This window comes from uncultured Campylobacter sp. (assembly GCF_938030145.1).
Classification (GTDB): Bacteria; Campylobacterota; Campylobacteria; order Campylobacterales; family Campylobacteraceae; genus Campylobacter_B.
The window spans coordinates 15,661-29,452 of record NZ_CALHGM010000034.1; the positions used below are offsets into that span (position 1 = coordinate 15,661).

The 13,792-nt window shown below is 46.2% G+C and carries 14 protein-coding genes; all 14 read right to left on the minus strand.

Features of this window, described 5'->3' with window-relative positions:
* Positions 1 to 668: 668 nt before the first annotated feature.
* On the minus strand, positions 669 to 1,835 hold the full coding sequence (tgt, locus tag Q0323_RS07660) for a tRNA guanosine(34) transglycosylase Tgt (RefSeq protein ID WP_298053202.1): 1,167 nt from the start codon (positions 1,833 to 1,835) through the stop codon (positions 669 to 671).
* A 317-nt stretch (positions 1,836 to 2,152) separates the two neighbouring features.
* Positions 2,153 to 2,491 carry an excalibur calcium-binding domain-containing protein gene (locus tag Q0323_RS07665; protein ID WP_298053205.1) on the minus strand — a complete coding sequence of 113 codons (339 nt, stop codon included), beginning with the start codon at positions 2,489 to 2,491 and terminating at the stop codon, positions 2,153 to 2,155.
* Between the two features lie 188 nt (positions 2,492 to 2,679).
* Positions 2,680 to 3,024, minus strand: coding sequence for a hypothetical protein (locus Q0323_RS07670; protein WP_298053207.1), 345 nt, complete (start codon positions 3,022 to 3,024; stop codon positions 2,680 to 2,682).
* Positions 3,014 to 5,095 carry a heavy metal translocating P-type ATPase gene (locus tag Q0323_RS07675; RefSeq protein ID WP_298053210.1) on the minus strand — a complete coding sequence of 694 codons (2,082 nt, stop codon included), beginning with the start codon at positions 5,093 to 5,095 and terminating at the stop codon, positions 3,014 to 3,016. Before Q0323_RS07675 ends, Q0323_RS07670 begins: the two co-directional genes overlap by 11 nt.
* 3 nt (positions 5,096 to 5,098) lie before the next feature.
* The gene (locus Q0323_RS07680) at positions 5,099 to 5,593 is read right to left on the minus strand and encodes a hypothetical protein (protein ID WP_298053213.1); all 495 of its coding nucleotides are present in this window, start codon (positions 5,591 to 5,593) and stop codon (positions 5,099 to 5,101) included.
* On the minus strand, positions 5,586 to 5,888 hold the full coding sequence (locus tag Q0323_RS07685) for a Cys/Met metabolism pyridoxal-phosphate-dependent enzyme (RefSeq protein WP_177386687.1): 303 nt from the start codon (positions 5,886 to 5,888) through the stop codon (positions 5,586 to 5,588). The genes Q0323_RS07680 and Q0323_RS07685 overlap by 8 nt, the downstream gene beginning before the upstream one ends.
* A gap of 8 nt (positions 5,889 to 5,896) precedes the next feature.
* Positions 5,897 to 6,388: a hypothetical protein gene (locus Q0323_RS07690; protein WP_298053216.1), complete on the minus strand. Its 492-nt coding sequence runs from the start codon at positions 6,386 to 6,388 to the stop codon at positions 5,897 to 5,899.
* A 95-nt stretch (positions 6,389 to 6,483) separates the two neighbouring features.
* On the minus strand, positions 6,484 to 7,095 hold the full coding sequence (locus Q0323_RS07695) for a hypothetical protein (RefSeq protein ID WP_298053219.1): 612 nt from the start codon (positions 7,093 to 7,095) through the stop codon (positions 6,484 to 6,486).
* Positions 7,092 to 7,409 carry an HMA2 domain-containing protein gene (locus tag Q0323_RS07700; RefSeq protein ID WP_291936786.1) on the minus strand — a complete coding sequence of 106 codons (318 nt, stop codon included), beginning with the start codon at positions 7,407 to 7,409 and terminating at the stop codon, positions 7,092 to 7,094. Before Q0323_RS07700 ends, Q0323_RS07695 begins: the two co-directional genes overlap by 4 nt.
* A gap of 65 nt (positions 7,410 to 7,474) precedes the next feature.
* Positions 7,475 to 8,002, minus strand: a complete 528-nt coding sequence (gene mog, locus Q0323_RS07705; protein WP_298053221.1) for a molybdopterin adenylyltransferase — start codon at positions 8,000 to 8,002, stop codon at positions 7,475 to 7,477.
* A 36-nt stretch (positions 8,003 to 8,038) separates the two neighbouring features.
* Positions 8,039 to 9,823 carry an AAA family ATPase gene (locus Q0323_RS07710; RefSeq protein ID WP_298053222.1) on the minus strand — a complete coding sequence of 595 codons (1,785 nt, stop codon included), beginning with the start codon at positions 9,821 to 9,823 and terminating at the stop codon, positions 8,039 to 8,041.
* Positions 9,792 to 11,024: a tRNA (N(6)-L-threonylcarbamoyladenosine(37)-C(2))-methylthiotransferase MtaB gene (gene mtaB, locus Q0323_RS07715; protein WP_298053224.1), complete on the minus strand. Its 1,233-nt coding sequence runs from the start codon at positions 11,022 to 11,024 to the stop codon at positions 9,792 to 9,794. Before mtaB ends, Q0323_RS07710 begins: the two co-directional genes overlap by 32 nt.
* Positions 11,021 to 12,730 carry a mechanosensitive ion channel family protein gene (locus Q0323_RS07720; protein WP_298053226.1) on the minus strand — a complete coding sequence of 570 codons (1,710 nt, stop codon included), beginning with the start codon at positions 12,728 to 12,730 and terminating at the stop codon, positions 11,021 to 11,023. The genes mtaB and Q0323_RS07720 overlap by 4 nt, the downstream gene beginning before the upstream one ends.
* Positions 12,727 to 13,758, minus strand: a complete 1,032-nt coding sequence (gene aroB / locus Q0323_RS07725) for a 3-dehydroquinate synthase (protein ID WP_298053228.1) — start codon at positions 13,756 to 13,758, stop codon at positions 12,727 to 12,729. Before aroB ends, Q0323_RS07720 begins: the two co-directional genes overlap by 4 nt.
* Positions 13,759 to 13,792 lie beyond the last annotated feature (34 nt).

Sequence of the window (13,792 nt, forward strand, 5' to 3'; positions counted from 1 at the left end):
TAGTTACGATGAAATTCTACTATGATAGAATTCTGCTTAAAATTTCATTGCAAAATTTAGCACGAAGGCAGAATTTAGCGGAGATTTTAACTTTATCAAAGTAAAATTCTACCGCATTGAAATTTTATCGCAATAAAATTCCGCAATTGTAGGTGCAATCACACACTAAAGTAATATATGTCTTTTATACGCGTTAATGCACGCTTACAAAAATAACACCAATGCCTGCGAAATTTCGATGCAATGCCTCCCCCTCTTTTTTTATTTGACAAAATCCATGGCAATTGATATCGCAGCTCTAAATTCCTACCGCTAAAATCCATCTTTAAATCTCGCGCGCTCAGCGCATATCAACTCAGAATTTTATCCACGCAATTCAGCGCGAAATTCAAAGCTAAATTTCACATCGCACTCTACGGCGAAATTCCAAGACATAGCTCTATCATAATAAAATTTTGCCAAAATAAAACTATAATTGATGCCAAAGTCTAAGCGCGGATTCAAATCAAATTTAAAGCTACAAGCTCCACGCTACACAGCTCTTAAAATTTCACTGCCCAAATTTTGTCGCGTTTAAATTTAGCCGCCCGCGCCGTATTAAAATTCCGCTCGTCGCAGCGGCTAAATTTAACTATCACGTTAAATTCCGCATCCTCGCCCGCCGAAATTTAATCCCGCGCTATGTTTCGTGCGGCGTAGAATTCCCGCCTAAACTCAGCAAACCGCCCGTGCATGATCGCCTCTCTCATATCCGCGGCAAGGCGCAGGTAATAGTGCAGATTGTGAATGCTTGCGAGGCGATAAAAGCTAAGCTCGTGCGCGCGAAATAGATGATTTAGGTAGCCGCGGCTGAAGCGTTTGCACGTGTAGCAGTCGCAGTGCGGATCGATCGGATCGTGATCGCTGATAAAGCCCGCGTTTTTGATGCTGATCTTGCCGAAGCTTGTAAATAGCGTGCCGTTGCGGGCATTGCGCGTAGGCATCACACAGTCGAACATATCCACGCCGCGAGCGACGTTTTCGACGAGATCCTCGGGCGTGCCGACCCCCATCAAATATCGCGGGCGCGCCGCATCGACGTATGGCATCATGGCCTCTACGGTTTCGTACATCAGCTCGTTTTTCTCACCCACGCTAAGCCCCCCGATCGCAAGCCCGTCGAAGCTCATCTCGCACAGCGCTTCGGCGCAAAATTTGCGCGCCTGCGGGTCGGTGCCGCCTTGGATGATACCGAAGATGTTTTGATGCGCGTGCAGGCCGCGAGATTTCATGGTCTCGTGATAATCTATCGCTTCGCGAGCCCATTTTATCGTGCGCGCAACGCTTAGATCGATCCGCTTTTTAAGCCACGATCTATCATCGAAGCTCAATGCGCCAGGCTCGCGCGGCAGCTCCACTAAATCGTCTAAAATCATCATAATATCGGAGTTTAGCTCATACTGCGTATCCAGCACTGAGCGCGGCGTGAAATAATGCATGCTGCCGTCGATGTGGCTTTTAAATTTTATGCCGCCCTCGTCGTTTTTGGTGTTTGCGCGCAAGCTAAAAGCCTGAAAGCCGCCGCTGTCGGTCAGAAAGCTGCGGGGAAATTTCGTAAATCCGTGCAGCCCGCCGAACTCCGCCACTACCCGTGAGCCTGGGCGCAGATACATGTGATAGGTGTTAGCGAGGATGATCTGCGCGCCCAGAAGCTGCGCTACGTCCGTCGCATCGAGCGCCTTGACCGCACCCACGGTGCCGACCGGCATAAAAACGGGGGTGCGGATCGTGCTGTGCGCCGTGCGGATCGTGCAGGCGCGCGCCGCGCCGTCTGCGGCGTCTATTTGAAAATCCATCTTGATCCTTTAAATTTAGCTTTTTTGGCTTTTTAGCCTCTTTACGCACATTCGGCGCAAAATTTTAAAAAGCGATTGTAGCGAAATTTAAATTTGCGGCAGGTAAAGACGGGTGAAAAAATTTAAAGGATATTATGATGCGTTTACGGATTAAAATTTAAGTAGCGGAGCCGCCGCAACTGCAAAACGTAAAATTTACCGGCTCTTTTATAATTAAAATTTAATCGAACGTTGCGAATTTAGCGAGCGCGGCGGCATTAGATCACGGCGCGCTTTATATTATAAATTTAAAGATGCGCCGAGATAAAATTTCGCACTTATGAAGCAAATTTTATAGCTATAACGCTACCATTAAATTTCTCCGCACCGCATGAGTCGGCAGCGCCCTTTAAATTTGAAACTTCGCTCTTTTCATCGCGCGCGCTAGAAAATCCGCTAAATTTATGACCATTACGGCCGCACAGCTGTTTTTCGCACGGCACGCCGTCGCCGTCGCCATCGGTATGCTGAGTGCCGCCATCCTGAGCCCTGCCACACTCACGTAAATATTGCATCGCTTCTTCGCAGCTGCTAAAATGCGAGCAATAGGTCTTGGCGCTGCAATCAAGTCCCAAAGCAAGACTAACCAATACTGAAAACAATAAAACTAATTTCATCGTCTCTCCTTAAAATTTTGATGGAATTGTATGGATAAATAGATAAATAATTAATAAAATAGTAAATTTAGCCGCAAACGGCGCAAATTTCACCGCTTACGACGTTTTATTCGGCGGCTGCGTCTAAAGAAATTTAGCGGCTTTAAAGTTTATCTTTGCACTTTCAAAAGCCGCAACGCACTATGCCGCTAGGCGCTTTTGCGTGCGCGAGGCTTTCTTTTTAGGGGCGCATTTTTTGTAGGAGCGCTTTTACCGTCCGGCAGATTTTCCAAGGCTAAATTTGCTATGGATCTCTTTCTGCCCTTGCTCTTTGCTTTTCTATTTTGCAAAAACTCGCTGTACGGCGAGCCGTAAAGGCTAGCGTGCCAGATCGCGCTTGCCAGCATCACTGCACCCGAAACTTTATGCAGCTGCGACATGCGCGAGTTCATATTTAGCGCGGTTAGAGCCGTGATACCCATACTCACTCCCAGCGTCACTTTAGCCGCTTTGCGCTGAAAATTTAGATCCAAAATTTTATCTTCAATGCTCAAATTTTACCCCTTTGATAGAATTCAGTAGTAGTCCTATCGTCGTGCCATTATGCAGCAGCGCCGTAGCTACGGGACTTAGCGTGCCGAAGGTCGCCAAAAATAAAATGATCGAATTTATCCCCACGGTGGCGTTGAAATTTCGATTTACGAGCCGCAGCGTGTCGTTAGCTAGTGCCTTTACCTGCGCGACGCCCTCGATATCGTTTTTTAAAAGCCCGATCTGCGCGGAAGCCTTGGCGATCTCGGCGCCGTTTAGCATGCTGATGCCGATATCCGCCTTCATCAGGCTCGGCGCATCGTTTATGCCGTCGCCCACGAAGACCACCTTCCGCCCCTCGGCTTTTAATTGCTCTAAAATTTCAGTCTTTTGCGTAGGCAGCAGCTCGCCATAATAGCGATCTACGCCGAGCTTTTTGGCTACGGCGCGGGCTTTTGATTTTACGTCGCCGCTTAGCATGACGATCTGCTCTGCACCTAGCTCACGGAGCCTAGCGATGACGGCGCGAGCGTTTGCGCGCACCTCGTCTCTAAGCCCGATGAGCCCCAAAAGTCTGCCGTCAAATGCGATGTAAAGTAGCGCGAGCCCCTTTTGCATCGCAAGATCGATGGTCTCTTCGTGCGCCGCAAACGAGATCATCTCGTCATCCTCCAGGAAGTGGCGCGAGCCGATGATGAGCTTTTTGCCCTCGATGCTGGTCTTAACGCCGTGAGCAACGACGAATTCCACCTCGTCGTGGTGTTTGTGGATAAAACCGTGCTTTTTGGCAGCATCCACGATCGCCTCGGCTACGGGATGAAAGTAATGCTCCTCGGCGCTCGCGGTTAAATTTAAAATATCGTTTTTGCTAAAGCGCTCGTCAAACGATATGATCTCGGCGACCTCCAGGTTGCCGTACGTAAGCGTGCCCGTCTTATCGAATACGAAGGTGTCGGCGCTCGCAAGCGACTCAAGAGCCTTGGCGCCTTTGATTAAAATCCCGTTTTTGCCCGCCTTTGAGATGCTTGATTTAAAAGCAACCGGCGTAGGCAGCTTAAGCGCGCACGAGTAATCCGCCTGTAGCACCGAAGCTACGCTCATAAAATTTCGATTTATCAGATAGGACACGCCCGCAAGCCCGAAGGTTACCGGAACGAGCTTGTCGGCTAAGTGAGTCGTATGCATGCCGATGCTGGAGCGCTCGTTAAGAGATGCCGTGATGTAATGCTTGATGCGCTGCGTGGAGGTGTTTTCGCCGACGTTTTCTGCCCAGATACGGATCCTGCCCTCCTCCACGATCGTGCCGCTTAGCACGCTATCGCCGCGAGATTTTTTCACCGCGACCGATTCGCCCGTCATATTAGCTTGATTTATCATCGCTTCGCCGCTTACGACGTGCCCATCCACGGCTATGATATCGCCTGCACCCACGACTACGATATCGCCTACTTTTAGCTTAGAAGTGGCGATTTTGACTTCGGTTTTTTTGCCGTTTTGATCTATCTCGACCCACGCCTCGGTGATGTCTGGGCGAGCGAGCTCGCGGATTAGATCGTCACTTTTATAAACGGTGCTCTCCTCCATATATTCGCCAAGAGCAAGCATAGCGTTGGTGCTGTTTGCAGCAAATACATCGCCGCGCGCGAGCGAAATCCCAACAGCAGCAGCCTCCAAACCCTTTGAAGTAAGCCCGTGACGAAAGCTTTCTTTAATACCCTCTTTTAAGATAGGCATGCACGCTACGATGCTAAATACGCGCGCTAAAGGCGAAGTGCGAAAGATTAAATTTCCGCCCAACGCAAGAAGCGCTAAAATAAATTCGTTTTTGCTTGGCAAATTTTTATGGCTAGAGGGGATAATTGATTTTAGCTCGCTTAAATTTAAAACTTCAAGTTGCTTTAGAATTCCTGCCTTATCTGCACCTGCGTCAAGCTTAAGGATCAAAGAGCCGATTTTAGCGTTAAATCTAGCTTCCGTTACGCCTTCAAGCCTCGCAGCAGCTTTTTGCAGCGCGCTCGTATCGAGCCCTTTAAAGCTCGCGACCTTTATGCGTAGTCTAGTTTTAGTCTCATGTAAAATTTTAAAATTTTGCATAAACTACTCTTGCATCTCTGCCTTAGCGTCTTCGAAGCGTTCCTTCATCTCTTCGATGCCCATCTGAAACATCTCGGTACCCTTTGCGATGAGCTTAAAAAGCTTTTTTTGCGCGTTTTCGTCAGTGAGAAAATAGGTCGCTACGGCCCCCAGAACGATGCCTGTGATAAATGAGTTGCTACCAAATAAGCCGTTCGCGTTTTGCCTGCCACCCAAGGAATTAAAAATTCCACCGGAAGTGGAATTTTGTGAGCTTTGAGTAGAATTTACGTCGCTTGAGCTTTGAGCAGTAGAATCTTTACTATCCGAATTATTGCTGGAAGCAGAGCTATTAAAAGACATAGAATTTACCCGTTCGTTTATCCATTTAGCCCAACCGCCGAGCTTTTCGTCACCGGCAAAGCTACCCGCAGAGCCGCTAGCATATTTGTTGTCACCAAAATCGTAATCGTCTAGAATTTCTTTCAAATCTTTTTTTGTGATATACGGATTACTCATTGCCTACCTTAAGAATAAAATTTCTACCCGCAATGAGCGCGCCTACGCATACTGCGACGCCTGCCGCTGCGCGTAGATACTCGCCTTGTACGAGCTTATTTGCACTGTAAATCGCTCCGCCGCCGATGATACCGCCGCTTAGCGCAATATCTAGCGCATCGCGAATCGCTTTAGATTTGCTCTTGCCTTCTTTGGCTTTAACGAGCTCTACGGCGCAACCGCCGATCGCCCCCGCTATAGCACCGCTTAAAACGTGATCCAACGGCGAACGCTGTGTCGTAAGTGATCTATTCATTTAAGCCTCTATTTTTCTGATTTATCGTCTGCGGACGTAAATTTAGCAGAAGAATTATCGTCCATTTTTACGATCTGCGGGATATTAAGCGGAGTAGTAGATGCTGCGGATATCTCACCTACCGGCGTTTCGCCAGTCTTAGAGCTCGCGGTGGATTTTTTAGTTCTTTTAAATCCCGGTTTCGGTCCCGGTTTTTTTCTAGTTTTTTTTGCAGTGCTAGTTTCAGTGCTAGCGCTACTTGTCGCAGCTTTTTTACTACAAGACTTTCTTTTGCTTTTTACAGCTTCGGCAACATCGTCTAAGCCTTCTTTGGCTTCCGCAAAAATTTCTTTTGATTTTTTGCTTAATTTTTCCGCTCCGCCTTTGACGCTATTTTTTAGCTCCTCGACACTTTTGCTACTTACGATTTTATTCGCACCTTCTTTGATTTTATCTCGATTGTTATAAGCGTAAACCGCCGCGCAACCAAGCGCAAAACCTGCTAGAAATGGGATCGGCATTTCATTCTCCTTGTGTTAAGATTATAAAGTCATTTTATCAACTTTAGATAGATTTTGATATTATAGCGACTTTTTTAGATTTTTGCAATCCTAATTTAATTTTTCTGCAAAATTCCTTTAATTAAATTGGAAAATGCGCTATTTAAGATATTTTGCAAATCGTATTTTTGAAATATCCGCTCTAATCCCTGCGGATTTTTTAAAATTTCATTTAATAAATCAGTGAGATTCAAAGAATTTAAATCAGCCTCGTATTTAGAATTTAATTCTTTTAAAATCGGCAAAATTTCATTATACGAAACCGCCTGCGCCTTATATAGCAGCTCTTTAAATTGCGCGTTCTTGCACGAATTAATTAGATCGTCATAAAACATCATAGAGCTTTTTTCTATCAAAAGTGCCGAAGCCAAAAACTCATTTAGACCTTTTGCGGCCAGTGCCTCACTGCTATTTTCAGGAGGCGTGACGCCAAGCCCGCAAGAATTTGCAAAGTCTAACATCCGCTCAAGTAATCCAGCTCGTAAAGATAGAATTTCTCCTAGCTTTTTATCTTGAAATTTAACTGCGCCCAACGAATAAAACTGTAAAATTTGTGCCTCTTTTTCGAGCAAAAGAGCGATATTTGCAATTTGAGCCTCATTTAAATTCCGAGATTTATTAGAAATTCTACGCGATTTTTTGGTGCTACGCAATGCTTCTTCGCTCAAGAAATCGCCTCTATATTGGAATTTACGAGCGCTACTAGCTCAGGCGAACTGATGCCGCTTAAAAACTGCTCCCAAAGGTGCATCGGGAAAACGCTTTCATCATAATGAATCGTCAGCGAGCCGATTAGAGAGTTAAATTTATACTCTTTTATCCCGCGAATTGCAGCTATTTTAGCCTTCAGGCTCTCCTCGCTCACGCTATCTCGCAACTCCCTAATTTTGGGACTTACGCGGATACGGATACGACCTTTGCTGTGGCTAATTTTGCTAAAATACTTATGAAATTCCAAAATATCGTTGTGATTTATTTTCATATTTTTCCTTAAATTTGCACCTAAATAATATCATAAATCATTTAATTCCTGCTAAATTTTGCGAATTATTTGCGTTTAGGACGAAATATTTTTATCTTATTTTCATCCGCTGTTATGTAATTTCCTCCCATTAGATCAATACAATACGGCACGGCAGGAAATACCGGCAGGAGGCACTCTTTAATCGCTTTTGGATTGCCTGGTAAGTTTATAATTAGAGATTTTTTGCGGATCGCTGCTATCTGACGCGATAAAATTGCCGTAGGCACGATCTTTTGGCTTTCTGCGCGCATTAGTTCGCCAAAGCCTGGCATTAATTTCTCACTTACCGCTTCGGTCGCTTCAGGCGTTACATCGCGCGGAGCAGGACCCGTACCGCCCGTGGTTAGCACCAAATCACAACCCGCTTCGTCGCAAAGATAAATCAGCTTATCTTTGATCTGCTCCAGCTCATCTGGAACTATTTCATAAAAATACTGCTTCTCACAAGTTAGCCAATCATCCATCACGGCAATTATTTCTTTGCCTCCTAAATCCTCGTAAACGCCACCGCTAGCGCGATCACTGATCGTTAAAACACCTATTTTTACCATTTTCCTCTCCTTTATTAGAATTTTAAATTTTAAAATTTAATCAAAATTTAGCGTGCCGTCTTGCGGCTTTTCTTCAGAGCTTTCGCTATCTTTTTCCAGCTTTTGCAAATTTTGCTCCTGCGCAGAAGCGCCCTCTTGCTCCACACCATCAGATTCGCAGATCTTTTGAACATCCTCGAAAGTTATGAACTCATAGACGAAAATTTGCTTTGAAATTTGATTTAGCTTATCCTGCATTGTGCGGATTATCTCGCTTACCTCGTCGTAGCAATCTTGCAAAATTTTATTCACGCTCTGCGCGCTAGGGGTGAAACTATCGCCCATCGCGAGCTCAAAAACCATCTTTTGCGCCAGCGCGATAGCCTGCTTTACGTCGCTAGCAGAATTTGAAAAAGCGTCGTTTTTATGGATCTGTAGCGCTGCCATGCCGCTTAAAAGCACTTTGATTTGATTTAAAATTTGCGTTTTGGATTCGATCTCGAAATCCTCGTTTAAAAATTTATCGTTTAAAAGCTCTATTTTTTCGAAATCAAACGAATACCAATACGCGCTAAGCGCCTTTGCGCCCTGATAGAACGCCTGGATCTCCTTTTCGTATTCGGTGAGAATTCTGCTTTTTTGCACGCCGTAAAATACCCTCATTCGCACATTTTCAAAATCGCTAAGCTCGATCGTATCGCTGCCGCGCTTAAGAGCATTGATCGCGGCTTCATTTACCAGCGTCGCTACTCCCGCGCCGCTAAAGCCCACGCAGAGGCGGCTTACTTTGTTGATATTTGCGCTGCATCTCTTGCCCTCGAGGTAAATTTTTAAAATTTCGATGCGGTCTTTGTAGTTCGGAAGCCCGATGAAAACGCGCCTATCAAAGCGCCCCGAGCGCAGCAGCGCATCGTCGATCATATTTATTTTGTTGGTTGCACCGATTACCATCACGCCGCTATTTTCCTCAAATCCGTCCATCTCGGTCAGCAGCTGATTTAGCGTCGCTTCTCGCTCATCGTTGCGTCCGATGCCGCGCTTGCCGCCAACTGCGTCGATCTCGTCGATAAAAATTATCGCGGGCGCACAGGATTTGGCTTTCGCAAACAGCTCGCGAACCCGCCTGGCACCGACGCCCACAAAGACCTCGGCGAAACTTGCGCCGCTTTGGTAAAAAAACGGTACGTCCGCCTCGCCGGCTACGGCTTTTGCAATTAGCGTTTTACCGACGCCGGGCTCGCCGATCATTAAAATTCCTTTCGGCAGTTTGATGCCGAAATTGCGATATTTTGCGGGATTTTTTAAAAAATCCACGATCTCGATGAGCTCGTCCTTGACCTCGCTGATGCCCGCGACGTCGCTAAATCTCACATCGCTAACGCTTGGCGAAAGATCACCGAGCTCTGCGTTTGCGCCACCTTGACGCGCAGCGCCTACGCCGTCCAGCCTGCGGCGACGCGCCAAAACGGTTTCAAAATAATATACGAAGAGAAAAAATGCGAACGTAAAAATTACCAAAATCGCGCTAATACCGCTCGTGCCATCATCCTTTTCTTTGCTGATTAGAGCGTGATTTGATAGCTCCTTAAGATCTACGAGATCGACTAAAATTTTATAGCGTTTGCCGTCGTAGGTAAAATTTAAATTGCCGTCCTCGATATGCGCGCGTTTGATCTGATCTTTTCGCACGAGCTCGCTAAATTCGCGCTCGGTGATGTATCGCGAATCGTCTTTAAAATAAACGATCGAGAGCAAAACGATAAGCAGCACTAAAAAAATCAGAATTATATTTAGCTTGCTTTTTTTGATTTTATGCAAAATTTCCATCAAATTTAACCTCATAATCTCTTATCTCCATCCATTTTTTCGACAAATCCTCATCGCTTTTGATCCAAATTTTATCATAAAATTGATCATATCCTTCATAAAACTCTCCGTTTTTCCGCTCGATCAGCACATTTAAGGGCACCTTGTGCGAAAGGCGAAATTTATAATTATTCAGCGCCGTTATGTTTTGCAGCATCTTTAGCCGCGCCTTCGCTATTTTACCGTCTATGCGGTCTTTTAGCGACGCCGAAGCGGTCCCTTGCCTCGGCGAAAAGATAAAGGCGTGCAGATGCGTGAGCGGAAATTTTTTGAAATTTTCTACCGCTTCGAGCCAAATCTCTTCGCTCTCGCCCGGATGCGCGACGATAAAATCCGTCCCCAGCGCAAATCGGCGTTCCGCAAGCTCGCAAAAAAGCTCCAAATCCCTTAGCGCGGAATTTCGGCGGCGCATTATGCTAAGCATCTTTTGCGAAGTGTGCTGAAGCGCGATGTGCAGATGCCGCTCCAGCCAGGGCTCGGATAAAATTTCGCGAAAGCTCGCATCTATCTGCGAGGGCTCGATACTGCCTAGGCGAATGCGGCGAATTCCGCGTATCGCGCCTAGTTTTTGAAGCAGCGCGCCCAGGCTCGTGCCCGCGGTTTTGCCGTAGCTGCCGATATTGGTGCCGGTTAGCACGATCTCGCCAAAACCGTTTGCGGCAAGGCTCGCCGCCTCTTTTAAGATCGCGTCTTCAGAGCTACTTCGCGAGCGGCCGCGCACCGAGGGGATTATACAGTAGCTGCAGTTAAAATCGCACCCCTCCTGAATTTTAATAAAGGCCTTGGTGTGATCCTCGTAGTCGCTTACCAGGTTTTTTTCGACGCCGTCAAGACTTCCGATATCGTAAAATTTCGACTCCGAGCCTAAAAACTCGTCGATCTTTTCCTTTTGCGACATCCCGAACACGCCGAAGACCGAGCCGTTTTTATACAGCTCTTCGCCGCGCGATACCGCGCCGCAGCCGGTTAGCAATATCTTTTTGCCGAGGCGGTTCATCTTATTTACGTAGTTTCGCACGTCTGCGTCGGCGCCGTTCGTAACGGTGCAGGAGTTTAGCACGACGACGTCCGCGCCCTGCTCGTCGTGCGTGATCTCGCCCGATTTGAGGTTGCTTTTGATAAGCTGCGTGTCATAGATATTTGTGCGACATCCAAACGTTTTAAAATAAATTTTCAAATTTCGCTCCCGGATCCGCTTCCTGTGGCAAAGCCGGCGCCTTGCGCCGCTGCGTTTAAATTCTGCGGACCTTGTTGCTCGAAGCCGAGATCTTGCGCCGCAAAATTTCCGCCTGCCGCCATGTAGTTTTTGCCGTTAAAAAGCGTGTATGCAGGATAGGCGATCTTGATGTCGGGCTCGCTTCTTAGCGCATCTAAAATTTCAGCCGAGATGTTGCTGCGAAGCCCGAGCGTCGCGTAAGAGTTCGTCATATACCAAACCGAAATTTCAATGCCGTATGGCTCAAAAAAGCTGAAAATTCTAGGCTCGACGTTTGGATTTTTGATGCTGTATTGCGAGCGAAGCTTGCCCATCTGCTTTTTGGCAATGTCGGTATAGCCTTTGGAATACTTCCGCACGATGTTTTTTATGAGATACATCGCCTTTTTATGGTTGCTATCAAATGTTAAAAGTATGCTAATGCCGTCCCAGACGGTCTTAAGCCCGCTATGGGTGTAGTTTGAGATAAGATCGGTAAAAATATAATTATTCGGTATGAAAATTACCCTGCCCGCGCGTTTATTTTCTCTCCACGTAGTCATAGTAACGTCCTCGAAAATCGTCATCCTAAGCACCGAAATATCGATGATATCGCCTACGTAGGTCTCGCCGTTTTTATGCACTCTAATACGATCGCCCACGCGAAAGCTGCCGCCAAGCACGATCGTAAGCCAGCCTAAGGAGCTCATAAACATATCTTTCATCGCGATCGCAAGACCTGCCGAGGCAAAGCCCAGAACCGTCACGAAATGCGTCATATTCTCGATGTAAGAAAAGAGCAGTATCAGCGCGATCAGCGTGAAATTTAAAACGTTGATAGCTTTATTTACGATATAAAAATTCTCGTCGTTTTTGATATATTTTTTCGCCACTACCTTGCATAAAAACGACAGTGCGATGACTACGAGTATCCATACGGCGATGTTTCCCGCGCGCTTGATCTGCGCTTTTATATCGGCGGTCTGCACGGCGATTTGGGAGTTGATCTTTTTTTCGTAAACATCGTACGTGGTCTGCGCGATCTCGTACGCGGAGCTAAACTCGCTAAGCTCGTAATCTAAGCTTTTAAGCTCCGCCACGGCGCTTGCGTCCGTATCGATCTGCATCAAGCGCTCGTATAGCGCCCTTTTTGCTTCAAGTTTATCGATTAAAGCTTTAATATTTTCGATGGCGTTTTTCTGCTCCATCTTTTGAGCTTGCAAATTTCTAATCGTAGAAAAACCGGAAATTATCGAAAAGGGATTTGTAATGCGCGCAGGCTCGGGAGTTTCGGGCATCGCGATGATATCTAAAAACGGAGATTTTTCATACTCTTTTAGCAGTATGAGCTGCTCTTTTACGGCGCGAAGTCTTTTTTGAATCTCTGCGATCTTATCGGTGCCGGCGCTCTTTTTTAGCTCCGCTTCAAGCTGGCTGGATTGCTTTTGTAAATTTTGATAGCCGATGAAATTTGAAAAGCGCGAAATCCAGATATTATTTTTGATCTCATCGTCAATAACACGGATCTGATCTTTTAGCGACGCGGATAGCTTAGAATTTTCATCTTTCTTCTCACTAGCGGCGGAGCTAGCGTTAGATTCTAAGCGCGTATACGCGGCGGAGAGCGTAGAATTTGCCTCGCAAAATGCAAGATTAAAAATCAAAAAAATAGCCGCAAGCGCTCTCATTCAAACTCTTTCAGCGCTGCGATTACTTCATATTTTGCGATCTCTTTGGAAGTGTAGAATTTACCGATGCCGTCGGGCAGGATAAATTTTGTCTTGCCGTTTTCGCTTTTTTTATCGAGAAAAAACAGCTCGTAAAATTCCGCCGCATCCTCTACGTGAAATTTTATCGGAAGCGCGAATTTTTGAAGCACTTTACGGATTTGATCCTCCTCAAGCTCATTTAATTTATCAAGACGGCGTGCTAGCGCATTTGCCATCACCATGCCGATCGCCACAGCCTCGCCGTGCAAAAATTTTTTATAATTAGTAATTTTTTCTATAGCGTGAGCAAAGGTGTGTCCGTAATTAAGCGCCACTCTGATGCCGCTTTCGCGCTCGTCTCGCTCTACAACGCTTGCTTTAATCTCTACGCAGCGAGCGATTACGTGCGAAATTTCATCGGCGCTTTTTAGATTGTGCGTCTCGAAAAATTTAAATAGTTCGTCATCAAAGCATACAGCCATCTTTACCGCCTCTGCAACACCCGCCGCGAACTCTCGCGCAGGAAGCGTCGATAAAAATTTGCTCTCGCAATAAACCGCGCGTGGCTGATAAAATGAGCCGATTAAATTTTTGCCGAAGCGATTATTCACGCCCGTCTTACCGCCGACGCTTGCGTCCACTTGCGCTAGCAAGGTCGTAGGTATATTGATAAAATCGATGCCGCGCTCATAAATGCTCGCGCAAAAGCCCGTTATATCGCTAATGACACCGCCGCCAAGAGCGATGAGCGTGCTTTTGCGATCAAGCTTGGAGCCAAAAAGCTGCTCTAAGATTTGCTCCACGCTCGCGGTATTTTTATACTCCTCGCCGTCCGGGATCGTGATGATAAATTTTTGCTCGCATTTTAACCGCTGCAATAAAAAATCAAGCCACAGCCCGCCTACTTTGGGATTTGTGATGATCGCTACCTTGCCTTTGAGCTTGATCTCTTGCAATTCGTCGATAAAAACGCTGTATTTTTTACCTAAATTAAGATCGATTTTCATACGCTAACCTTTGATTTTTGGGTAATTGTAACAT